Here is a 23,186-nt window from a genome sequence, read left to right as displayed (position 1 = left end):
ATGGTTTAAACCATTGTAAATATATTTATCCTGACAGACTTTAAAAATACCCCCTAAAGGGTGATTTTTAATAATACCCTAAATATACCCCTTAAGGGGGGAATAGATGCTGATTTGTGAAGTGTAATTTTGGTAAATAAATTATTATAAAACTAACCCGCTGATCGCTATGATGGCTGATAAGTTAAATTACCAGGTACTGTTTGTAAAAGACACCCGATTACCTGCTATTTTTTTCATAGAGGAATTAGGGCTGGAAATAGAAGAAGACTTGTTGGTTGGCGGGAAAATGTGTCCGGTATTGAGAATGTTTAATGGCCATCGGTTAATGTTGGTTAAGCATGAACAGAAAGACCCTGAGGTGATTGTAATTTATACACAAGATTGTCTGAGAGATTTTTGCAATCTCAAAAGGCAGGGTTTCCAGATGGTATCCGTACCGTCCTATGAAAAAAGGGGCTTAACATGTGAGTTTTATGACCCCTGGGGGAACCTCACCTTGTTGCTGGAAGAAAGAGATTATGAAGATGCTTAATGTAAAAAAGGAAATGACGTTTCAGAGCACATTGGTCGATAAGAATGAAGTGATAATGGAGTCGGCTTATGAGTCGGCACATCAGGCTACAACCGGGAAATACGAGATCCAAATGATCTTTAACGGTGCAGCCGCTTATACTATTGCCAATAGGGAACTCAACCTTTATTCCGGAAATTTCATCTTTTTAAACCAGGATACTTCCTACCATCGGAAAATTGATTCTATGCTGAAAGTGGATTCCATGTCTGTGCTTTTTGACCCGGATTTTGTCCTGGATTTTGAGTATGTCAGAAACGCTAAAGCGGAGTTGTTATTAGACGAACCAATTTCGACTGAAAGAAAAGCACCGGTGTTTGTAGAAGCCATTTATCCATTGGAAGGCGATATGAAGTTTAACCTGCTGAACTTGAAAAAACACCTTGATCAGGGATGTCAGGATAATTTATTGCTCAACACTTATCTGGAACATGCCCTGCACAATTACTATGCTTTATATGATGCAGAAGTGACCCACAGAGAAGCTTCGCTTAAATTCTTAAGTCATACCACCAAATCAGAAATACTGAGGAGACTGAGCATTGCCCGGGATTACATCATCAGTAATTACAATAAAAACATTTGTTTAGAGGAGATCGCCAGAATTGCCTGCCTTTCGGTAAACCACTTTCTAAGGACCTTTAAACAAGCCTATCACCAATCGCCACATCAATTTCTGACCAGTATCAGGTTGCGTCAGGCCAAATATTTTTTACGCAATACGGATTATCCGGTCAACGAAATTGTAGACATTGTCGGCTTCGAATGTCCGAGTTCTTTCATCCGCCTGTTTAGAAATTCTTTCCAGGTTACCCCCGGTCAATACCGCTAGTTTTTCTTGCTTTTCTGATTAAAAAGTGTTTTTAGTACATTGGTAGTCAGTTGTTTGAGCGATTTTTATATAAAAAAGAAGCTCATGAAAAAGAACTTGTTTGCCTGCTTGCTGATGCTGTGTGTCAGTGGCATGTTTGGCTATAGTCGCCCCCTAAACAACGACGACCGCCTGCTCAAAACAACAGTAAATAGTAAACCCCTTACTGTAGTCAATGCTTTTATTGAAGCAAGTACGCATACCGATGCGAAGTTGTTAAATCTGGTGTTGAACGAAAATGCCAAAGTATGTGTCTGTCTCGGGGAAAAAATAGGGAAGCATTCTAAAAGAGAACTGGTTTCATTTTATAAAAAACTAGGTAAATCAGATTTGAACTGCGAGTCTGATTATGAGATCATTTCCAGTAGCAAGACGCTAACCCTGGTGCGGGTAGACCTGAGGTTCCCCTTATTTGTGCAAAGGAATTACATCACGATTGAGCAGGGCGCAGAAGGACTTTGGGAAATCACTCAGGTGAGTCGATTTAATGAAAATATTTAACTTGGTGATTTTCGCTTATCAGGTCTTTTAAAGACCACTTACATTTGTCAATAGGAAATCCAGGTATAAGTTCGGATGAATTAAATTTGGGTTAGTTAATAAAAAGGAAAAGTCATCTCCAGTTTTGAAGATGGCTTTTTTTTGTGCCCTGATTTGCGGATTCCAACTGTTCCGGCAGGCAAGAGCCTGTGTTCCTACTGCGCTCGGGATGCCTTCGTACTCCTTCCATATTCACACCAGTATTGTTAGGTCCTTTAACCATCTTTAATAGGACTCCAGGACCTATCAAGGACCTATCAACCACCTATTAAGGATCAATCAATAACCTATGAAATCCGGACACAATACGACCACATTACGGCAGCATCCCGAACGGATTGCGCAAATAAAAAGGGAGCTATTCGCATAGCTCCCTTTTTATTTTATATAATTGGTGTTTACTGTTCTTTAAACTGGCTTCCCAGTCGCTCAAACTTTTCAATGAGTAAAGCGATTCTTTCCATGTCTTTTTTAACCACTGCTTTTCTGATGAAGGTAGAGCAGAGGATCATCCATAAAGGCGTGAAAATGACGATGAGCACCTGAGCCCAAAGGTCCATATAAGAGAGCACCTCGACGAAGTAAAGCGATGTACCGATGATTAATGCAGCGGTATAGATCCAGTACATTTTATGGTGAAGATTGAATCTGCTGATTTGATAGGCTTTGAGGCGCTCCAGAAATTCATTGGGATGGGTCGTGAAATCATTTTGTGAAATCAAACGCTGACCTTTGTAGATGACAAATATAGAAGCTCCGATCGCGATCAGCAATACGGCAATACCGGCATAGGTAGCCCAGGACTGAAAATGAAAAAACAAAAGACTTGCCAGGGCCAGAAAAGACAGGCCCAGACCTGCGATATTTAATACCGACCTGTTGCGCATCGCATTCACTTCCTTTTTAGCCTGTGCCAGCATTTCATCGGAAGACAGCTTAACGGCTACCGTATGGGATTGCCAAAGCGATTGTATGTGATCAAATTCTTGCATGCTGATTGTATAATTCGGTAAGTTTTAATTTTATGCGGTGGATTTTTACCCTCAGGTTCCCTTCGCTGATTCCTGAGATGTCCGCGATCTCATGGTATGGCAATTCATCCAGCACCATGGTAATGATCAAACGGTCATTTTCTTCGAGTTGAGAGATCGATTTATAGAGTAAAGCGACCTGTTCGTTCTTTTCGGAGAGCTCTTCCGGTCGGGTTTCTATAATGTTTTCAGTGAGTTCGTCTTTGGCCTGGCGCTTTTCGGACCTTAAATAGGTCAGGCAGGTGTTTACAGCAATTCTGTAAATCCAGGTGGAGATCAGCGACTTATTCCGGAACTTGTCCAGGTTCTGCCAAACCTTTAGAAAAGTCTCCTGAAGCAGGTCATTTGCAGCGTCTTGATCGCCCGTATAACCGTAACAAAGGTGGAATATTTTCTTGGAATTGGTGTCGAAGATTTGTTTAAATAACAGGTCTTTCTCTTTCAATATGCGGCTTTTTATTATGCTGTTAGACTAAATTATAGCTTTTTGTTACAGGTTGATTGTATAAAGTTAGTTGCTTTACTAATTATATTTAGAGAATAAAGTAATTGTTGTAGTTTTACAAACTGTATAAATACTTTAAAAGTTAGTATGTCAAAAAATAATAAGTTAACATTTTTCATTTTTCTTGCCCTGGTATTGGGTGTTGGATTAGGATATTATTTGAATGTCCATTCATTTAAAGACTACAATGAAAATATTGCGAAAACAGAGACTCAGCTCAAAAATGTTGAAGTAAAATTACTCAGCGTTAAAGACACCACTGTTGCGCAGTATGCAGAACTGAATGCTCAGAAAGTAGTGGCTACAAAGGCAAGAGCGGAAGCGGAAAAAGTGAGAGAGAAGGCTTTAGAACCCCTGACTTTACTAAGCGATATCTTTTTGAGACTGATCAAAATGATCGTTGCCCCCCTTGTTTTTAGTACCCTGGTAGTCGGTGTAGCTAAAGTGGGCGACATCAAAGCGGTAGGTCGTATTGGTGGAAAAACCATGTTGTGGTTCATGAGTGCGTCATTATTGTCGCTGATTCTCGGCATGATCATGGTGAATATCTTTGAACCGGGATTAGCAATGAATTTACCTTTGCCGCCTGCAAATGCGGATACAGGGATTCATAAAGTAGCCCTGTCGATGAAAGATTTCATCTCCCATATCGTCCCTAAAAGTATGACGGAGGCGATGGCAACCAATGAAATCCTGCAAATTGTAGTATTCTCCCTGTTCTTTGGCGTAGCAACAGCTGCCATTGGCGAAAAGGGCCAGATCATCATTAAGTTTTTTGATGCGGTAGCACATGTGATCCTTAAAGTAACCGGATATGTGATGAATTTCGCACCTTTTGCGGTATTCGGGGCCATGGCTGCGATTGTAGCCAAACAAGGTTTAAGCGTATTGTCTACCTATGCCATATTTATCGGTGAGTTTTACGGTAGTATGTTACTGCTTTGGGTAGTGCTGATTATGATTGGCTGGAGCATCCTTAAAGGCCGTGTATTTAATCTGATGAACAGAATGAAAGAGCCGGTATTGCTGGCCTTTAGTACGGCAAGTAGTGAAGCTGCTTATCCTAAAACCATGCTTCAACTGGAGCGTTTCGGTTGTAAAGATAAAATTGTGAGTTTTGTATTGCCACTCGGTTATTCCTTTAACCTCGATGGATCAATGCTCTATATGACTTTTGCTTCCCTGTTTATTGCACAGTCTTACGGTATCCATTTGTCTTTTGAGCAACAGATTACAATGTTATTGATCCTGATGTTGACCAGTAAAGGGATTGCGGGCGTTCCGAGGGCATCTTTAGTGGTGATCGCAGGAACTATTGCCACCTTTAACATTCCTGAAGCAGGACTGGCCTTATTGATTGGTATTGATCCATTGTTAGACATGGGTAGATCTGCAACCAACGTGGTTGGTAACAGTATCGCAACCGCAGTAGTCAGTAAATGGGAAGGTGAGCTCACAGAGCCCCTCGACTAATTTTTAAACACACCAATAATTACAATACATATAACATGAGTACAAACGCGAAGAAAATCTTCCTATTATTCACCATTGTCGTTCCCTTTTTGGCTTATTGTGTCATTTATTACACGCCAATGTTTCGCAATGCGCCTTTTAAATCTACAGAATTTCAATCTATTGAATTCAAATGGGGCGAAGGGAATAATCTGGAGAATACGTATAATTCTGCAACAGGGGATTATCAGTATGTGGATGGGAGAGACTCAGTGATCAAAACCAATGTAAAGCTGCGTCATAATGATATGCTTTATTTACACAGTAAAGCTGCGGAGATTGGCTTCTGGAATTTTCCGGACGTAATTGCCAACCAGGGCACAGACCTGGCTACAAACAAAGCATTACGTTATGAGATCACGTTTCATTACAAGAATAAATCCAAGAAAGTGATCTACCTGGAGGATTACAATGAGATCCCTAAGTTAAAAGGACTTGCAGGGCAAATGAAAACCCTTGTATCACAGAGTATCAATGATGCCGAAGAAAGGTATGGAAAGAAAAAGTAAATCTGTTGCGGATTTAAAATAATTAATTCTATATTTGCACCTCGATAAAAAAAATAAACAGTTTAAAACAATAATTATTTAACAATGTACGCAATAGTAAATATAGCAGGACAGCAATTCAAAGTTGCAAAAGACCAGCACCTTTTTGTACACCGTTTGCAAGGAGATGAAGGCGCTAGTATTGAATTTGACAATGTATTGTTGGTTGAAGAAGATGGTAAAATTCTTGTAGGTTTCCCTACGTTGAAAGGTGCTTCAGTTTCAGCTAAGATCGTGTCTCATTTAAAAGGTGATAAAGTTATCGTTTTCAAAAAGAAACGTAGAAAAGGTTACAAGAAGAAAAATGGTCACCGCCAGTACTTCACTAAAATCCAGATTTCTGGTATCAGTTTATAATTATTTGTTAAACAAAACGAGTTACCAGATCATCAGGTAGTTCATAAAATATAAAACATGGCACACAAAAAAGGAGCCGGTAGTTCGAGAAACGGACGTGAATCGCATAGTAAACGCCTTGGTATCAAAATCTTTGGTGGACAAGTAGCAATCTCTGGAAACATCATCGTACGCCAACGTGGTACAAAACACCATCCTGATAAAGGAGTAGGTATCGGAAAAGACCATACTTTATTCGCTTTAGTTGACGGTACTGTAATTTTCAAAAAGAAACAAGACAACAAATCTTACGTTTCTATCCTTCCTTTTCCAGTAGTAATTACTGAAGAAGAAGTAGAAGCACCAGTTGCTAAAGCTGAAAAAGTAGCCACTCCTGCAACGGAAGAAGCTGCTCCAGTTAAAAAAGCACCTGCTAAGAAAGCTGCTGCAAAAGCAGAATAATTACAACATATTTGAAAAGGGCCATCGCATATTGTGATGGCCCTTTTTGTGTTACTGCTTATTTTAAAGCTTTCTCCTTTAACATATCCAGTTCTTCCGCCAACTTATCAACGGTAGCACTGAACTGTTTTAAACTGCGCTCCAGCTCCTCAATGAGCTGATTGGCATTACTGATGCTTTCCCCCTTCTGTTCCTCTTCAATACCATGAATCAACCAATGATAGGTCTTGCCATAATATCTGGCGAGTTTATGAAGCGTATGAAAGGAAGGATACTGATTTCCAAGCTCAATCTGGGAATAATTACTTCTGGATAATTGGAGCACTTCCGCAATCAGTAACTGGGAATGACCGTTTTTAGCCCTCAAATCCTTAATCCTTTCCCCAATATCCTTCTTTGATAGAATTTCTTGCATAACTAATATATATTTCGTTGATTTGCGTTGATTACAAATGAGTTAATTGTTTGATAAAGAAGGCAATTATGACTCCATAAATAGGTTCTGGTACAGGTTAATCATCTGCCGGATTCAATTATGTTAATTATAAGGCTAATGAGTAGAGACCAATAGTAGGTCGATGGTACTCATTATGGGCTTTAAAAGAATAAAATATGCCAATTAGAAGGATTTGCGAAGTCGCAGACTGCTCGTTTTTTACGATTGATAAAAATCACCGGTTGGTGTCTTTTAAGGTGGAAGCGCAAAATGAACTGGATAGCTTTTTGATTAAATCTCCCTCAATTGGGGATTTAGCTGTGGAAATCATTGCACAGAAATACAGAAAGAACTTTCAAAGTTTACTCATCAGGTGTTTCGGCGGTCATAGTTTTAGCATTGTACAACGATTTGGGATTGAAAATACCGGCGACATACTCCTTCAGATTATATTTACGCCATTGTTTAAAGCAGGGCAGGCCGATCAGGTGTTGTGTACCCTGATTAATGAAAGCGATCATTCCGGCTCTTTAAAAATGCTCGGTGAATATTCCCACCTCACTTCACATGAGCTGAGGGCACCGATTACCAATATCCTGAGCTTATCTACACTCGCCAATTACCAGCAACTGGAGAGCTTTGAAGTCGCGAAGATCAATCAGCTGCTCAACGACATTAATCTACAGGCCTTAAAACTTGATGGGATCATTAAAATGCTCAATTCCATGATGCACAAGCCCGAAAATGAGGACCTTTTTACCGCATTGTCGGAAAAAACTGATACCAATCATATTGTGCTGGTAGATGATGATGTGATCACCAACAGGTTGCACCAGATGCTGATCCGGAAACACTATACCGAGAAAAAAATAGCGTTGTTCAATGATCCGCAGATTGCTTTAGGATACATTAAAGAGCATCAACCGGATTTGATTCTGCTGGATTTGCACATGCCCGAGATTGATGGCTGGAAATTCCTCCACATGATGGAAGAACATCAAATCTTTATAGATGTCATTATTGTCTCTTCTTCGATAGACCCCAGAGAAAAACTGAGAGCCAAATCTTTTATGTGTGTCAAGGATTTTTTTGTAAAACCACTCACCGCGGAAAAAGTAAAGCAGCTATTAGAAGATTAATGCGTTCCCCTTATAGCTGCTTTTTGTATTTTAAACTGATTTTAAGCGTCTTAGTGCTCTCTATTCATCAACTGATTAGATAGTAGTAGTAATTCTTGTTTTCTTTCCTCAGGGACTGCTAAAGCACTCAATGCTTCGAAGGCTTTGTCAGAATAGTTTCTCATTTCCAGACTCGCCAACCCTCTGATGTCGTACTTGTTGTACAAAATCGTCATGTTGGAAATCTTATCCTGGAAATCTGTATTGCTACTTTGTTGTTCCATTTCCTGCAGATCCGAGGGTTCTGCCAGCTCCTTTAATTTCAGCAGGAGTAAGGTCTTTTTATTGGCGATAATGTCACCACCAACCTGTTTTCCGAACTTCTCCGGATCTCCGTAAACATCAAGGATATCATCCTGTAACTGGAAAGCAATCCCGATGTTTTCTCCAAACTCGTACAGTTGTGCAGCTTCCTCCGGACTTGCGCCCGCCACCTGAGCACCTAATTTCATCGCCCCGCCTAGTAATACCGCAGTTTTTAAACGAATCATGTTGATGTACTCAGAGATGCCAACAAACTCACGTTCTTCAAACTCCATGTCTAACTGCTGACCTTCACATACGCCCTGAGCGGTCGTATTAAAGGTGTCTAATGCATCTTTAAGCACATTACTGTCTAACATCGAAAGGTGTTTGTTGGATTCTACCATCATCACATCGCCACTAAGAATGGCATTGTTAACACCCCACTTTTCATGTACGCTTTGCTGGCCTCTGCGCAATGGCGCATTGTCCATGATATCGTCATGTATTAAAGTGAAATTATGAAAGGTCTCTATCGCTAATGCAGCAGGGATCGCTTTTTCAATGTCGGCGCCGAACAAATCAGCAGCCATTAATACTAGTGCTGGTCTGATTCTTTTACCACCAAGACCCATGATGTAACGAATGGGTTCATAAAGTCTTGCAGGTGTTGCCGGGTATTCGATCTTATAAATAGCTTTGTCTATAATTTCTTGTAATTGGGTAGGAGTATACATGTTTTTTGCAGAGAATTTACCGAAGTATCTGTTTTATATTATTGGATTAAAGAAAAATCTATTTGTCTTTTCGAGAGGTCTACTTTTTTCACTTTTACCTGTACTTCATCGCCCAGCTGATAAGTTTTCTTTTTACGCTGGCCTACGATACAGTAGTTTTTCTCGTCAAGTACGTAGAAATCGTCTGTTAAGTCTCTCAGGCGAATCATGCCCTCGCACTTATTGGCAATGATCTCAATGTACATGCCCCATTCGGTTACGCCGGAAATAAGACCTGTATAGGTGTTTCCGATGTTATCCTCCAGGTATTCTGCTTGTTTGTACTTGATCGAAGCGCGTTCTGCATCAGCAGCACGTTTTTCCATCGCTGAAGAATGAGAAGCAGCAATTTCATACTCTTCCTCATTAGCAGATTTCTCTTCGTTCAGATAAGCCGCAAGCAGGCGGTGTACCATTACGTCAGGGTAACGTCTGATCGGAGAAGTGAAGTGGGTATAATGATCAAATGCCAGACCGTAATGACTGGTTTTCTTAGTCGTATAGACCGCTTTTGCCATCGAACGGATCGCTAATTGTGTCAATACATTCTGTTCTTTTTTACCTTCCACATCTGCCATCAGGTAATTCAGTGATTTTGCAATCTCTTTATCTGATTTCGTATTGATCTTGTAACCGAAACGCGCTGCAAAAAGGGCAAACGTATTTAAGGTTTCCAGATTTGGTGAATCATGGGAGCGGTAAATGAAGGTGTATTTCTGCTTGCCTTTTCCTTTTTTAGCGATAAACTCTGCTACTTTTCTATTGGCAAGTAACATGTAATCTTCAATCAGTTTATGGGCATCTTTACGTTCTTTTACGTAGACACCAATTGGCTTACCGGCCTCATCAAGCTTGAATTTAACCTCAGTGCTTTCAAAACTGATCGCTCCTTCTTTAAATTTCTTCTCTCTCAGGATATAAGCAAGTTCGTTCAGTTTAAGAATCTCTTCTGAATAGTCACCTTCCCTGGTTTCAATCACTTCCTGCGCTTCTTCATAGCTGAAACGTCTGTTGGAGTGAATTGCCGTGCGGCCAAACCATTGGGTAATGATATTTGCTTTCTCATCCAGTTCGAAAACAGCTGCAAAACACAGTTTATCTTCATTTGGGCGTAAAGAACAAACACCGTTACTTAAACGCTCCGGAAGCATCGGGATCACGCGGTCTACCAGGTAAACCGAAGTTGCTCTGCCATATGCTTCTTTATCCAGAGCCGAATTAGGCCTTACATAATGCGATACATCGGCAATGTGAACACCGATCTCGTAGTTACCATTGTCCAGTTTCTTAAAGGAAATGGCATCATCGAAATCTTTGGCATCCGCAGGGTCAATTGTGAACGTTACCGTATCTCTAAAATCTCTGCGACCTTCAATTTCTTCTGCTGATACCTCCTCAGGAATGGCATTTGCCTCTTTTTCTACTTCCGGTGGGAAGCTCAGCGGGAAACCATACTGCGCAAGAATCGCATTCATTTCCGTATTGTTCTCACCTTGTTCTCCAAGGATATTACTGATTTTACCAATCGGGTTTTTAGCACCTTCCGGCCAATCTGTAATACTTACTTGTACCTTTTGGCCGTTTTTAGCACCGTTAAGGTCGGTTAAGGGTACGAAAATATCATGTAGCATTTTCCTGTCGTCCACGTTTACAAAAGCGAAACGGTCGGAGATCTTAATCACACCGATGAAGTCAGTTTTTAAACGTTGAACAATCTCAACTACTTCGCCTTCGTTCTTACGACCGCTTTTCTTGGCGTAGATGTACACTTTCACTTTATCGCCATGAAGGGCATTGTGAAGTTTACGTGCAGATACGAATACATCTTTTTCAAACTCATCGTCAGGGACGATGAATGCATTACCATCGGCAGTCATGTCGACTTTTCCAATGATAAAGGTTTTCAGGTCTTTTAGTCTGAACTTGCCACGTTCAGGTTCGGCAAAAATGCCTTTCTTAGCCTGTTGTTTCAATATATCGAGGATAGTTTCCTTAGCATCGGAATCTGTAATGTTTAATTTTGCAGAGACCTGTTTGTAATTCAGGGCCTCTTTATTGCTTTTCTCCAGAACATCGCTAATTAATTGTATTAAAACGAGTTCTAACTGAGATGATTTATTTTTTGCCATAGTATAGATATGAATCATTCGAAGGTAACAATTTGAAGTGGAAAAGCTGCCAAATGCGCAGTTAAATGTCTTTAATCGGGCAATAGAACGGTGTAAATGAGGTTAATTCTCTAATAATGGATGGCCGATTTTTGTATCTTTGAATAAATAAGGTTTTATTAAAGAAGATAGGTTTTGATAACAGTAGAAGATAAAGAACGGGAAACAGGTAAAGAACTGATCATGATTCTGATCAAGGCATTGATTTGCACAGTCCTGATTTATTTTGCGATCAAAGCGCCTCAGGTCTATACCGAGTATCCTTTTTTAGGGAAATTAACCAGGGGTTGTATTCTGTTTTTAGGTCCGAGTTTGCTCGTTTCCATCCTTCGGTTGGTTGTAATTTACTGGTATATCAAGAAACACCGACTGAAAAAGACGATTAAGGATAACTTTATTCTGGGGATCAACAGGGTGGTTTCTATCTTTAATACGGTGTTTTTTGCCTTGGCATTGACGGCCTTGTTTAGCGTAAATCCTTTAGACCTGGTGTTTAGTGTGTCGATTGTGGCAGCTGCACTGGCGGTAACTTTCAAAGATTACATCACCAGTATGATTAATGGATTGATCATCATGTTTTCAGACCGCTTATCATTAGGTGACTATATTAAGCTAGGGGAGCATGAAGGGAAAATTCTGGACATTACACTCACCAATATGATCCTTCAAAATGAAGATAGTGATATGGTGATCATTCCAAATTCAGTGGCTTTTGGCTCGGTCATCGTGAACCAGTCTAAGCAAAACACGAAGAAATTAAGTATAGAATTTGACTTGTCGCTGAGGTATAGTTACACGCCTGATTTTCTGGAAGAATACCTGAACAAAGCCATTGAAAATGATGTAGATAATGTGGTAGAAGGCGGCTTGTCGATAAAAACGATTGCCATCAATAAGGATGTGGCCATTTTCAAAGTGATGGTGCTTTTGAAACATTATGATAAGGTGAAGGAACGCGCGGTTAGGAGGTTGCTGAATACGGCGCTAATCCAGTTGGCCAGTGGTTCTGTAGAACCTGAAATTCATTAAACCAGGATTAAGCTATTTTGCTGTATTTGGCTAATCTTTGTTGACCTTACCAGGTATCGCTGCAATCAGTCTTTTAGTGTACTCGGCCTTAGGATGGAAGTAAATCTCCTCCGGAAAGCCTAGTTCTTCTATTTTTCCTTTATTCATCACAATGATCCGGTCAGAAATGTGTTTCACCACAGAAAGATCATGGGAAATAAAGATGTAAGTTAGTCCGAAATCCTGTTGCAATTGCCTTAATAAATTAAGCACCTGTGCCTGTACAGAAACATCTAATGCCGAGACAGACTCATCACAAATGATGAATTTCGGCTGTAAGGCCAATGCTCTTGCAATCACAATCCGCTGTCTTTGTCCACCGGAAAACTCATGTGGATACTTGTTAAAAGTTGCCGGATTTAAGTCTACCCGTTCCAGTAATTCCAATACATGGGCTTTTCTTTTAGTGTCATTTTCAAACAGTCCGTGTACCTGCAGAGGCTCCATTAAGGCGTTGCCAACGGTCAGTTTTGGGTTTAAAGAAGAGTAGGGATCCTGAAAGATAATCTGTATATCTCTTCTCATTTTCCGGAGTTCGGATTTAGCGAGTGTGGTGATTTCTTTTCCTTCAAAAACAAGGTTTCCTGAGGTTGGATCGATCAGCCTTAAAATACTCCTGCCCAAGGTAGTTTTGCCACAACCAGATTCTCCAACAAGGCCCAGGGTTTCTCCGGGGAACACTTCAAAATTCACCTGATCCACTGCTTTCACAAAATCAGTAGTTTTTCCAAAGAGACCTTTTTTAATTGGAAACCAGGTGCAGAGATTTTTCACCTGTAGGATGGGCTGTTGTGTATATAAATGCGCTCTTCTGGCGCTGATTTCTTGAGGCTGGTAACTGTTGCTTTGTAGCAAATGCGCGACGGCCAGATCGGGATCACCCGCCAGGAAATCGGCAACTACAGGAAGCTTTTTCAATAAGTATGCAGGGTTTGGCCGGCAAGCCAGCAGACCTTTGGTATAAGGGTGCCTTGGTGATTCAAAAACCTGTTTTGTGGAACCCTGCTCTACAATTTTCCCTTTGTACATGACCGCGATCTGGTCGGCAATCTCCGCGATTACGCCTAAATCATGGGAGATAAAGATCATCGCCATATCGCGTTCTTTTTTTATCCGCATTAACAGCTCAAGAATGGTCTTTTGAACGGTCACATCTAAAGCGGTAGTGGGTTCATCTGCAATTAGAAGCTCTGGATTACAACTTAGGGCCATGGCAATCATGACGCGCTGTTTTTGTCCGCCGGACAATTGATGCGGATAACTTTCAAATATTTGCTCTGGGCGGGGCAATTGCACTTCCTCAAATAGGGCAATGGTTTTGGCTTTAGCGCTTGCTTTATCGCTATGCTGATGGAGCATAATGGCCTCCTGTACCTGATAGCCACACGTGAATACGGGGTTTAAGGAAGTCATCGGTTCCTGAAAAATCATGGCAATTTTGTTGCCCCTATACCTGCGGATTTCCTCCGGAGAAAGGTTTAAGAGGTCGATCTTGTCAAATTCTATGTCGCCGCTAACTTTCGTATTCAGCGGATCATGTAGCCTCATGATGGAAAAAGAGGTGACAGATTTCCCTGATCCGGATTCCCCGACAATGCCCAGAACTTTTCCCTTATCTACACGGAAACTGATGTCAGTCACCGCAGTAAGCCAGGATTTGTCTCCTTTATTCAGGAATTGTATGTTGAGGTTGGTAACGTTTAGCATCTGACAAGCAAGATAGTGTTTTGATCTTTAAAATTTTGAGTCAAGATCGGCAATTTTATGGCCTGAATTCCGTCTTATTGTGTTATTTTTGCAGTATGGAAAGAGAAATTCTGGATACCAAGCGTAAAGCCTTGAAGATTAACTTAAACCCTAAGATTTACGGAACCTTCGCAGAAATAGGGGCGGGGCAAGAAGTGGCCCGTAACTTTTTTACTGCGGGTGCTGCTTCAGGAACGGTTGCTAAAACCATGTCGGCTTATGACATGACTTTCAGTGATGCGATTTATGGGGTGGAAGAATCGGGAAGGTATGTTAGTCAATCCAGACTGTTGAAGATGTTGAGCCATGAGTTTGGCTTGTTAAATGAAAGACTGAACGGAGAGAAGTATGACGACCGTACTTTCTTTGCTTTCGCGGATACCGTGACGACTTTAAATTACAACAAATCAAATGATCCCCATGGCTGGATTGGAATTCGTTTTCAATCGGAACCAGGTGGTGAGCCAAACGAGATCTTTTTCCATGTGAGGTTGTTGGATACTGATGCCGCATTACAACAAAATGTATTGGGGATTATCGGTGTGAATCTGGTTTACGCGGCTTTCTACTATAAGAATGATCCGAAAACGATGATCGAATCTTTAGCGGATAACCTGACTGTAGGTTCTGTTGAGATCGACCTGATTTCTGTGAGTGGCCCTGCTTTTGGAAATATCAATAATATTCTTTTGAACCTGTATCTGATTGTCAAAGACTTTTCTGATGCAGCGATTTTTGATTCCTTAGGGAACCCTTGTCTGCCGAAAGACTTGCTGTATAAAAAGGACATTATGATTCTTCGCACCAAATATGCGCAGAAATCAAATCCTAACTTTAGCATGTTGAATAAGGCGGTAGATCAGTTTGTACGCTCAGAAAGCGTCAGCAAAGAGAATCTAAGCGTATTGATCGAGGTGCTTTTATCGAATGTATTGAGTGCCGGAGACGATGAGCCGGAAAGTTTTGACCTGGAAGCCGTTGCAAAACGTGCGGAAGATATGTGTAAAACGGGGAACCTTGTGATGGTTTCTAACTTTGCCAGACACAATAAACTGGCGAAATACCTGGACCGTTGCAAACCAAAAAGTGTTGGAATTTCTACGAATATTAATAACCTTAAATTTGTGTTTAACTCCAGTAATTTCGGGGAGAACTATTCCAGTCAGTTGCTGAGTTATGTGAGTGATATGTTTAGCAAAAACGTGCGCTTGTTTGCTTATCCTTTCCTGGATAAAAAGACGAATACGGTGATCACCAGTGCAAATATGCCGGTAACACCGGATGCAAAGCCATTGTTCGACTTCCTGATTCTAAACGGCTATATCGCCGATATTAAGGATTACAGTGAAGGTGATGTGAAAACAGTTTAATAAATAGTCTAATGATATAAAAAGCCCGGTCTTTGAATTTATTCTTCGACCGGGTTTTCTGTTTTTTATGATTTCCGGAAGACCTTTCCGGCTTAGTCGTTATTTAGATAAGCATCTTTAATCACGATACTCATTAAGCGGTCCGGATGATCAATCTGCTTGAATCCGAATTGCGTGTACAATCCGTGTGCGTCCATAGTAGCCAGCATATACCTTCTCAATCCTTGTAAATCCGGATGGAAAAGCATTAAAGACATCAGCTTTTTCGCCAGGCCTTGTCCGCGGTAAATTTCTTCTACATATACATCCGCCAAGTAAGCAAATGTAGCCCTGTCTGTAATCCATCGTGCAAAGCCAACCTGTTTTCCTTCGAAATAAATACCGAAACACAGCGAATTAACGATCGACTTTTTTACGGTTTCCAGGGGGATATTCTGCGCCCAATAAGATTGAGTACTTAAATAATGATGGATGGCAATCGGATCAATTTTCTGAGGATCATCAGAATACACAAATCCACTATCAATAATTTCCATTGGCTCGTGTTTTTAATTTACGGGTTTGAAAAGAATGAAGAGCGTAATCATTTGATCACACCTTTAAAATGATGTGATCAAATGAATAGTAACAGCTGGAAACTGCGGGTAACCAGATTAGTTACGCATGTTAATGAACTGTAATGGCTGACCGAAATCTTCGCCTCTACAAAGTGAAATGACTGCTTGCAGGTCATCAATGTTCTTACTCTGTACTCGAACCTGGTCATCCATCATAGATGCCTGAACTTTTAATCCACTGGCCTTTATTTTTGCAACAATTTTTTTAGCGACTTCTTTGTCAATACCTTCCTTGATGGAAATCTCTTTTCTGATCATATTTCCGGAAGCATATTGCTCTTTTCCAAAGTCTAAACTCTTAGAATCAAGGCCTTGTTTCATCATTCTCGAGATAATAGCATCCTCAATGGCTTTTAAACGCATATCATCTTCCGTTACAATCGTGATTTGATTGGTTTTCTTGTCATGATCAATCGTACTCTTTGAGGTATTGAAATCATAACGATTCAGGATTTCTTTTTTGGCATTGTTCATCGCGTTGTCAAATGTTTGCGCGTCAACTTTACTTACAATATCGAAAGTGGGCATGATTATAGCTTTAGAATAAAAAAAATATTAGATTTAAGTGAAATTTAACCCATAATGGGTGCTCATCACAAATATAAACATTAAACAAGGAATATGAACTGAGCAGTGTCCTATTTATCTGATCAACCTAAAAACTTATAAATAAACGAATATGAAAGGCAAAAAATCAAGAGTAGAAAAGAAAGTTGCTAAAAGTGCAGCAAAAAAACAATTGGAGAAAAGTCTAAGTGCGAAGTTTTTCGAAGTGGTAAAACATTTGGGACATGATGCAGAAAAAATCGGTGATGACATTGCAAAAGCAAGTAAAGTAGTTGCAAGAAGACTATCTACGAAATTCTTTGAAGTGAGAGAAGCTGTAAATTCAAAAATAGAAGAAGCGGCGAAAGCAAATAAGCCATTGACTAAAAAAGCGGAGAAAAAAGCCAAAGCTTTGAAGAAAGATGTCGAAAAAGAAGTTAAAAAAGCAAAAAAAGTAGTTAAGAAAGCTGTAGCAAAAGCTAAACCAGTAGTTCAAAGCGTAAAAGTTGCGGCTATTGCAACGGAAGAAAAAGCGGCAAAAGCATTGGCTAAACCTTTGAAAAATGCATCGGAAAAAGCGAAATCAGCAGCTAAAATAGCCGTTGAAAAAGTTGCGGTATTGAAGAAAGAAGTCACTGATATATTGGACGAAGCGGCTAAAACAGCAGCCAAAAATAATACAGCGAAAACAGCGGCTAAAGCTAAAGCGACTGCATCAGCAGCAAAATCGGCTACTGCTGCTAAATCAGCTGCAAGCAAGCCTGTTGCCGCTAAAGCAACAGCAGTTAAAGCAACAGCTGCGAAGGCTGCTACCGCTAAAGCTAGTCCGGTAAAACCAAAAACTACTGCAGCAAAACCGACAGCAGCAAAAGCTCCGGGTGCTAAAGCGAGTGTAGGCAGACCGGCTAAAAAAGCAGCGGCTCCTGCAACAGCAGCGCAAGCAGCAGATCCGGAAAATACCAATACCAGCGAAGAACCAGCTGTAGAGAAAACAGCAGTAACGGATTCAACGTCAGTTTAAAATACCCTGAATAGCAAAATAGCGGGACGTTAAGTTTTAATTCTTGGAGGAGGTGATAATTAACACTGAATTAACAATAGAATTTGCAGTTTTGAGCATCCCTGTTTCTTACAGGGATTTTTTTATTTATACATGACAAGAAAAAAGGCACCATTCCTAAATAGAGAGATCAGTTGGTTATATTTTAACGAACGGGTCCTGCAGGAAGCGGCAGATGAAACTGTACCCTTGATAGAAAGGATCAAATTCCTTTCTATCTTCTCCTCCAACCTGGAAGAATTTTATCGGGTAAGGGTTGCCACCATGAGCCGTTTGGCCAATCTAAATGAAAAAGCGAAGGCCTTATTGGGATTCAATCCTAAAAAGATCTTAAATGAAATAAAGAATATTGTGGTGAAGCAGGAGCGGAAATTCGAGCTGCTGTTTCAGGCTACACTGATTAATGAACTGGCACAAAACAGGATTTTTATCCTCAATGAAACACAGCTGAATGTGGCCAGAGGGGAGTTTGTGCGGAATCATTTTAGAGATAAAATCCTCTCTAACCTGGTGCCCATCATGATTGATCTGGATAAACCATTTCCGGAATTAAAAGACAGATATCTTTATTTCTTTGTACGCCTTTCTAAAGCCTCTTCTAAAATCAGCGCAAGGTATGCACTCATAGAATTACCTCCTAATCTTCCCCGATTCCTGGTCTTACCGGAAACTAATGGATTAAAGTTTATCATTTTGGCGGAGGATATTATTAAATATTGTCTGGATGATATCTTTTATGTGTTTAATTATGATGTAATTGACGCATTTTCTATACAGTTGACCAGAGATGCAGAATTAGATATCGATAAAAAAGTTAGTGATAAGTTTATTGAAGAATTAAAGAGTAGTCTGGATAAGCGAAAAAGAGGTAAGCCCATGCGACTTTTATACGATACTGAAATGCCTTTCGAGATGTTAACGGTATTGTTGAACAAGATGAAAATTGAAGCGGAGAGTCTGATCCCCGGAAACCGATACCACCGTTTTGGTGATTTCATTGCTTTCCCGAATGTGGGTGGAAAAGAACTCGAATATCCGCCAAATGTTCCTTTGAAAGTAGCCGGTTTACACCGTACAGAAAGTATTTTCAATAAACTTGCTGAAAAAGACTACCTCGTAAATCTCCCTTATCAATCTTATGATTATATCATTTTGTTCCTGAGAGAGGCGGCGATTGATCCGAAAGTAACAGAGATTAACATCACCCTGTATCGCCTTGCGGAGAACTCCAAAGTGGTTAATGCCTTAATCAATGCCGCTAAAAACGGTAAAAAGGTAAATTGCCTGGTCGAATTAAAAGCCAGGTTTGATGAAAAAGCGAATATCTTCTGGAGTACCCGATTAAAAGAAGAAGGGGTAAATGTAAATTATGGTCTGACAGATTATAAAGTGCATTCGAAAATATGCCTTGTCAAAAGAATAGAGAAAGGAAAGGCGGTATATTATGCCAATCTGGCTACCGGTAATTTCAATGAAAAGACCGCAGGCATCTATTGTGACCATAGTATTTTTACCGCTAAAAAAGAGATTACACAGGATCTGGTGAAACTATTTGCCGGTCTCAATAGGAAAATGGTGGTCAGTGGATTTAAACACCTGATCGTTTCGCCACTGGAAACACGCACTAAATTCTATCTAATGATTGATCGTGAAATCAGGATTGCCAAAACAGGAAAGCCTGCTTACATGATCCTTAAAGTAAACAGTCTGGCCGATGAGGGAATCGTAGAGAAATTGTATGAGGCCAGCAATGCAGGGGTGAAAATCAAGATGATTGTGCGGGGAATTTGTACCCTGGTACCGGGTGTTGCCGGTTTTAGTGAAAACATTACCGTAATCAGTATCATTGATAAGTTTCTGGAACATGCCAGAGTTTTCATTTTCGGGAACAATGGCAAGGAAGAAATGTATCTTTCTTCCGCAGATCTGATGACCAGGAATTTCGAGCATCGGGTAGAAGTTGGCTTTCCGGTGCTAGACAAAGAGGTGAAACAAGAAATCCGTGATATTATTGAGTTCCAGCTTCAGGACAATGTAAAAGCGCGTGATATCACCAAATTGAACAACAACAAATACCATAAAAACAGAATCAATACGAAGGTTAGAGCGCAGGTTCAAACCTATAATTATTTAAAAAATAAACATCAATAAAGCCAATGCTTAGATATGCTGCTATAGATATAGGGTCCAATGCCGTAAGGTTGTTAATTGCCGACATCACGAAAACAGATGAAGGGTTTGGCTTTAAGAAAAATACATTAATCAGGGTTCCCCTGCGTTTGGGAGATGATGCTTTTCTGGATCACCGGATTTCTAAAAGAAAAACGGAAGATTTGCTGAAAACCATGCTGGCCTTTAAAAACCTGATGGACGTTTATCAGGTCACTAAATACCTGGCTTGTGCCACTTCAGCGATGCGTGAAGCGGAAAATGGTGGCGAAATCATCAAACAGGTGAAAGAAGTTTGTGACCTGAACCTGGAGATAATCCATGGTCAAAGAGAAGCAAATATCATTTATGCCAATCATATTGAAGAGACGCTTGACAATAAAAAAAGCTATTTATATATCGATGTTGGTGGGGGAAGTACAGAACTTTCTGTCTTTGTAAACCGGATTCCGGTAGCTTCAAAATCATTTGATATTGGAACGATTAGAATTCTGGACAATCAGGATAGAGAAGAGACCTGGGAAGAGATGAAATTGTGGGTAAAAGAAAATACCAAAGGGCATAAAAACCTGGCCGCTATTGGTACTGGCGGAAACATCAATAAACTGTTCCGCATGTCTGATGAAAAGGAAGGGATGCCAATGTCATTTATCAAGTTAAAAACGCTTTATAACAATCTGAACAGTCATTCTTTAAAAGAAAGAATCCAGGTTTTTGGATTAAATCCAGACCGTGCAGATGTGATTATTCCGGCTTGCGAGATTTATATCACGCTGTTGAAATGGACGGGAATTAAGCAGATTTATGTACCAAAAGTTGGACTGGTAGATGGTATTATCAATCTTTTGATTGAAGAAAACCTAACGGACTCAGCAAAATAGGTGATCATTTGGTTATAGATAAGCCATCGCAAGGTATCGGCCATGGTGACTCACTGTGGCCGGCTCCGTGTTCCGATAGCTGGTATCTGTAACCTCATAACTGCTGATTTTTACCCTAACCGACTGGATTGGGTATTGTTCGCTCGCAATGGTATGGATGAAATGAGTACTGAGCAGGGTTTGATTGAAAAAGGTGTGATTTTCACAGGCTACGCTTCCGCTGGCCATTTCTCCTTTGATTTCCAGTGTTTTACAAATGAGTTTTAAAGGAGCGAATTCCCGCAAATTTTTCCTTCTGGAATAGATTTTATAAGCAGATTCTTTCATGCTCCATAACAACCAGATCATTTGATCAGGGTTTTCCGATTTGAGAATCCATTGTTGCTCATTTGTTGTAAATAGCTTGTTCAGATATCCTTTTCTGCGCCAGTTACTTTCCAGTGCTGCCTGTCGCAAATCAACGATATCATTTCCTATCATTTTGCTTTCAATTTGTCGGTAATGATTTCTATCGCGGCACTTACATTCAGCATTTTTTCCATAGATAGGTTGTCTATTTCGATATCAAATTCTTCTTCAACATCCAGGACCACATCTACCAGATTGGCGGAATTGATTTTTAGGTCTTTAATAAAGTCAGTGCTTTCATTGAGGTAGTCTAAAGCGTCTTTGTCGTGACTGTAATTGGCAACAATGACCTTTAATTTGGAGAGTATTGAGGATCTGTCCATGTTTTTATTATGAATTGGTACGGCTATCATATTCCTGGATTATAGGTGATATCTGTAACAAACAGATCATTTGCTAATATGTTTTTTAAAAATGATACAAGCATTGACATCTCCGAAACCAAAACTGGCTTTGGCAAGTATACGGATGGGATGAGGAATTGATTTTTGGGGGATGCAGGCTGGAGAAATGAGGGCCGTGATCTCTGGATTCAGGTCTTCACAATTGAGGTTTGGCGCGATAAAATCATGCTCCATTTGTAAGAGTGCAGCCACACATTCGATACTGCCGGCGGCACTGAGGGCATGGCCAATCATGGATTTTAAGGAATTGATATAGGGGAAGTTTTCGCCGCTCCTTTCTAAAGCTTCGCACCAATTCTGGATTTCTAAGCTGTCTTTTGAGGTGGCGGTGAGGTGTCCGTTGATCAGGTCTATTTCGCTGGCGGTGATACCTGCATTTTGAATCGCCATGCGGATACAACGTTGAACGGCCATGGCATTTGGAGCCGTCATGGTGCCTGTGCCACGTTGTCCACCGGAATTTACGTGGCCACCAAGGACTTCCGCGTAGATTCTGGCGCCCCGGGCTAAGGCGCTTTCTAGTGATTCGAGCACAAATGCACCGGCGCCGCTTCCGGGTACAAAGCCGCTTGAACTGACGCTCATTGGCCTGGAGCCAAGCTCCGGACTGTCATTGTGTTTAAAAGTGCAGACTTTCATGGCGTCAAATCCGGCCCAGATATAGGGCCCACTGTCGCTGGTGCTTCCCGCAAGCATTCTTACTGCCTGACCGGATTTAATGCGCTCATAGGCCATTAAAACGCTTTCTGTGCCCGTTGTACAGGCGGACGAATTGCTGCTCACCTGGTTGCCCAGTCCGAGCTTGCCGCCAATATAGGCACTGATGCCGCTGGCCATGGTTTGTGAGACTACATTACTGCCTAAACGGCGGGTTTGTAAGTCGTCTATTTTGTAGATGGCTTCCCTGAATTTATCCACTCCGGAAGTGCCGCTGCCAAAGATGGTTCCGCTGTCCCAGTCGGGTTCTGCGGACTGTTCAATAGTTAATCCGGCATCTTTCCAGGCATCCATCGCTGCGATAACGCCATAAAGGATGCCGGAACTGTTGAAGTTCCTCAGTTCCAGTTCCGAAAAGTAGTTGGCGATTAATTCTTCAGACAGGACCGGAGTCCCTGCAATCTGACAGGAAAACTGAAGTTTTTCTAATAACGGATGATGGGTGATACCGGAACGGCCGGCGCGGATAGCCTCCAGAAAAGGAGTCAGACCGACTCCATTTGGTGCCACCACACCCATACCCGTTATGACTACCCTGTTAGGCATTCATTTTATTGGTTACCATTCCTGAAATGGTTCCTTTACAAACGGTTTCTCCGGCTGCATTAGTCATTTGAACATTACAATGAAGTTTTTTGAAACGGAAATATACTTTTTCAGTCGTTACCGTTACTTTTTCTCCAGGGAAAACAGGCTTCATGAAATCGATAGCGGTAGAGGTTAACATGACGTGTCCCGGTAAGCCGGATGTTGCGGTTGCCGTTAAGTAAATACCAAGACAAACCAGACCGATTTGAGCCATAGTTTCTGTTAAGATCACACCAGGAGTTACCGGATTGTCTTTGAAATGGCCTTTGTAAAAATCAAGGTCTTTATCGTAGGTATAGGTTCCGACAGAGCCATTCTCGTCGATCGACAATAGTTCGTCAACAAATAAAAACGGTTTGCTATAAGGTAAGTGGGTTAGGATTTCTTCTTTGTTCATGTTTGTCTCAGTTTTTTATATAAATGATTTTTATG

25 protein-coding genes are annotated in these 23,186 nt (G+C 40.8%); 13 read left to right on the top strand and 12 right to left on the bottom strand.

All coding sequences use genetic code 11. The features are described from left to right. The first annotated feature begins 169 nt into the window (after positions 1 to 169). The 3 genes from R2Q66_RS08510 to R2Q66_RS08500 all read left to right on the top strand — a co-directional run bounded on the left by R2Q66_RS08510 (position 170) and on the right by R2Q66_RS08500 (position 1,946). Positions 170 to 535, top strand: coding sequence for a hypothetical protein (locus R2Q66_RS08510; protein ID WP_316747845.1), 366 nt, complete (start codon positions 170 to 172; stop codon positions 533 to 535). Then, entirely contained in the window at positions 522 to 1,406 is an 885-nt protein-coding gene (locus R2Q66_RS08505; protein ID WP_316747842.1) for an AraC family transcriptional regulator, read from the top strand. Before R2Q66_RS08510 ends, R2Q66_RS08505 begins: the two co-directional genes overlap by 14 nt. A gap of 84 nt (positions 1,407 to 1,490) precedes the next feature. Then, complete coding sequence (locus R2Q66_RS08500; protein WP_316747840.1) at positions 1,491 to 1,946, top strand: hypothetical protein; 456 nt, start codon at positions 1,491 to 1,493, stop codon at positions 1,944 to 1,946. A 437-nt stretch (positions 1,947 to 2,383) separates the two neighbouring features. Here R2Q66_RS08500 and R2Q66_RS08495 read toward each other — a convergent pair whose 3' ends face one another. After that, entirely contained in the window at positions 2,384 to 2,977 is a 594-nt protein-coding gene (locus R2Q66_RS08495) for a hypothetical protein (protein WP_316747839.1), read from the bottom strand. Next, positions 2,964 to 3,461: an RNA polymerase sigma factor gene (locus tag R2Q66_RS08490; RefSeq protein WP_062549678.1), complete on the bottom strand. Its 498-nt coding sequence runs from the start codon at positions 3,459 to 3,461 to the stop codon at positions 2,964 to 2,966. The genes R2Q66_RS08495 and R2Q66_RS08490 overlap by 14 nt, the downstream gene beginning before the upstream one ends. 147 nt (positions 3,462 to 3,608) lie before the next feature. Between R2Q66_RS08490 and R2Q66_RS08485 the strand changes: the two genes are divergently transcribed. From R2Q66_RS08485 to rpmA, 4 genes are all read left to right on the top strand, one after another. Next, complete coding sequence (locus R2Q66_RS08485; RefSeq protein ID WP_316747834.1) at positions 3,609 to 4,994, top strand: dicarboxylate/amino acid:cation symporter; 1,386 nt, start codon at positions 3,609 to 3,611, stop codon at positions 4,992 to 4,994. A gap of 35 nt (positions 4,995 to 5,029) precedes the next feature. Continuing rightward, positions 5,030 to 5,542 carry a hypothetical protein gene (locus R2Q66_RS08480; protein WP_316747831.1) on the top strand — a complete coding sequence of 171 codons (513 nt, stop codon included), beginning with the start codon at positions 5,030 to 5,032 and terminating at the stop codon, positions 5,540 to 5,542. 84 nt (positions 5,543 to 5,626) lie between these two features. Continuing rightward, complete coding sequence (gene rplU / locus R2Q66_RS08475; protein ID WP_316747829.1) at positions 5,627 to 5,938, top strand: 50S ribosomal protein L21; 312 nt, start codon at positions 5,627 to 5,629, stop codon at positions 5,936 to 5,938. A gap of 57 nt (positions 5,939 to 5,995) precedes the next feature. Further along, a complete protein-coding gene (rpmA, locus tag R2Q66_RS08470; protein ID WP_316747827.1) occupies positions 5,996 to 6,379 on the top strand; it encodes a 50S ribosomal protein L27 in 384 nt (127 codons plus the stop codon). 58 nt (positions 6,380 to 6,437) lie between these two features. Here the strand turns inward: rpmA and R2Q66_RS08465 are convergent, their stop codons facing one another. Next, on the bottom strand, positions 6,438 to 6,794 hold the full coding sequence (locus R2Q66_RS08465) for a helix-turn-helix transcriptional regulator (RefSeq protein ID WP_316747824.1): 357 nt from the start codon (positions 6,792 to 6,794) through the stop codon (positions 6,438 to 6,440). Between the two features lie 197 nt (positions 6,795 to 6,991). Between R2Q66_RS08465 and R2Q66_RS08460 the strand changes: the two genes are divergently transcribed. Then, entirely contained in the window at positions 6,992 to 7,954 is a 963-nt protein-coding gene (locus R2Q66_RS08460) for a response regulator (protein WP_316747822.1), read from the top strand. 50 nt (positions 7,955 to 8,004) lie between these two features. On the opposite strand, the gene R2Q66_RS08455 is transcribed toward R2Q66_RS08460, so the two are convergent. Together R2Q66_RS08455 and rnr are read right to left on the bottom strand one after the other, a co-directional pair. After that, positions 8,005 to 8,973, bottom strand: coding sequence for a polyprenyl synthetase family protein (locus tag R2Q66_RS08455; protein WP_316747820.1), 969 nt, complete (start codon positions 8,971 to 8,973; stop codon positions 8,005 to 8,007). 38 nt (positions 8,974 to 9,011) lie between these two features. After that, positions 9,012 to 11,141 (bottom strand): ribonuclease R, encoded by a 2,130-nt coding sequence (rnr, locus tag R2Q66_RS08450; protein ID WP_316747817.1) that lies wholly within the window; start codon positions 11,139 to 11,141, stop codon positions 9,012 to 9,014. A gap of 174 nt (positions 11,142 to 11,315) precedes the next feature. Here rnr and R2Q66_RS08445 point away from each other — a divergent pair, with 174 nt between their 5' ends. Beyond that, positions 11,316 to 12,209 (top strand): mechanosensitive ion channel family protein, encoded by an 894-nt coding sequence (locus tag R2Q66_RS08445; protein WP_316747815.1) that lies wholly within the window; start codon positions 11,316 to 11,318, stop codon positions 12,207 to 12,209. A 30-nt stretch (positions 12,210 to 12,239) separates the two neighbouring features. Here R2Q66_RS08445 and R2Q66_RS08440 read toward each other — a convergent pair whose 3' ends face one another. Continuing rightward, a complete protein-coding gene (locus tag R2Q66_RS08440; protein WP_316747813.1) occupies positions 12,240 to 13,955 on the bottom strand; it encodes an ABC transporter ATP-binding protein in 1,716 nt (571 codons plus the stop codon). Positions 13,956 to 14,050: 95 nt separating this feature from the next. Between R2Q66_RS08440 and R2Q66_RS08435 the strand changes: the two genes are divergently transcribed. Further along, positions 14,051 to 15,364 carry a nicotinamide mononucleotide adenylyltransferase gene (locus tag R2Q66_RS08435; protein ID WP_316747811.1) on the top strand — a complete coding sequence of 438 codons (1,314 nt, stop codon included), beginning with the start codon at positions 14,051 to 14,053 and terminating at the stop codon, positions 15,362 to 15,364. Between the two features lie 92 nt (positions 15,365 to 15,456). Here R2Q66_RS08435 and R2Q66_RS08430 read toward each other — a convergent pair whose 3' ends face one another. Continuing rightward, positions 15,457 to 15,900, bottom strand: a complete 444-nt coding sequence (locus tag R2Q66_RS08430) for a GNAT family N-acetyltransferase (RefSeq protein WP_316747809.1) — start codon at positions 15,898 to 15,900, stop codon at positions 15,457 to 15,459. Positions 15,901 to 16,017: 117 nt separating this feature from the next. Further along, a complete protein-coding gene (locus tag R2Q66_RS08425; protein WP_316747807.1) occupies positions 16,018 to 16,509 on the bottom strand; it encodes a YajQ family cyclic di-GMP-binding protein in 492 nt (163 codons plus the stop codon). A 151-nt stretch (positions 16,510 to 16,660) separates the two neighbouring features. On the opposite strand from R2Q66_RS08425, the gene R2Q66_RS08420 reads away from it, so the two are divergent. The 3 genes from R2Q66_RS08420 (at position 16,661) to R2Q66_RS08410 (ending at position 20,637) form a co-directional block, all read left to right on the top strand. Beyond that, entirely contained in the window at positions 16,661 to 17,548 is an 888-nt protein-coding gene (locus R2Q66_RS08420) for a hypothetical protein (RefSeq protein WP_316747805.1), read from the top strand. Positions 17,549 to 17,680: 132 nt separating this feature from the next. Continuing rightward, the gene (ppk1, locus tag R2Q66_RS08415) at positions 17,681 to 19,738 is read left to right on the top strand and encodes a polyphosphate kinase 1 (RefSeq protein WP_316747803.1); all 2,058 of its coding nucleotides are present in this window, start codon (positions 17,681 to 17,683) and stop codon (positions 19,736 to 19,738) included. A 5-nt stretch (positions 19,739 to 19,743) separates the two neighbouring features. Further along, positions 19,744 to 20,637, top strand: coding sequence for an exopolyphosphatase (locus R2Q66_RS08410; RefSeq protein ID WP_316747801.1), 894 nt, complete (start codon positions 19,744 to 19,746; stop codon positions 20,635 to 20,637). A 12-nt stretch (positions 20,638 to 20,649) separates the two neighbouring features. Here the strand turns inward: R2Q66_RS08410 and R2Q66_RS08405 are convergent, their stop codons facing one another. The 4 genes from R2Q66_RS08405 to R2Q66_RS08390 all read right to left on the bottom strand — a co-directional run bounded on the left by R2Q66_RS08405 (position 20,650) and on the right by R2Q66_RS08390 (position 23,151). Continuing rightward, the gene (locus R2Q66_RS08405; RefSeq protein ID WP_316747799.1) at positions 20,650 to 21,117 is read right to left on the bottom strand and encodes a 4'-phosphopantetheinyl transferase superfamily protein; all 468 of its coding nucleotides are present in this window, start codon (positions 21,115 to 21,117) and stop codon (positions 20,650 to 20,652) included. Next, a complete protein-coding gene (locus R2Q66_RS08400; protein ID WP_316747797.1) occupies positions 21,114 to 21,368 on the bottom strand; it encodes an acyl carrier protein in 255 nt (84 codons plus the stop codon). The genes R2Q66_RS08405 and R2Q66_RS08400 overlap by 4 nt, the downstream gene beginning before the upstream one ends. A 66-nt stretch (positions 21,369 to 21,434) precedes the next feature. Continuing rightward, positions 21,435 to 22,712 (bottom strand): beta-ketoacyl-[acyl-carrier-protein] synthase family protein, encoded by a 1,278-nt coding sequence (locus R2Q66_RS08395; protein ID WP_316747795.1) that lies wholly within the window; start codon positions 22,710 to 22,712, stop codon positions 21,435 to 21,437. Beyond that, on the bottom strand, positions 22,705 to 23,151 hold the full coding sequence (locus R2Q66_RS08390) for a 3-hydroxyacyl-ACP dehydratase FabZ family protein (RefSeq protein ID WP_316747793.1): 447 nt from the start codon (positions 23,149 to 23,151) through the stop codon (positions 22,705 to 22,707). Before R2Q66_RS08390 ends, R2Q66_RS08395 begins: the two co-directional genes overlap by 8 nt. Positions 23,152 to 23,186 lie beyond the last annotated feature (35 nt).

Origin of the sequence: Pedobacter gandavensis, assembly GCF_032677645.1 — a bacterium.
Taxonomy (GTDB): domain Bacteria; phylum Bacteroidota; class Bacteroidia; order Sphingobacteriales; family Sphingobacteriaceae; genus Pedobacter; species Pedobacter gandavensis_A.
This window is presented reverse-complemented; position numbering and strand designations above follow the sequence as displayed.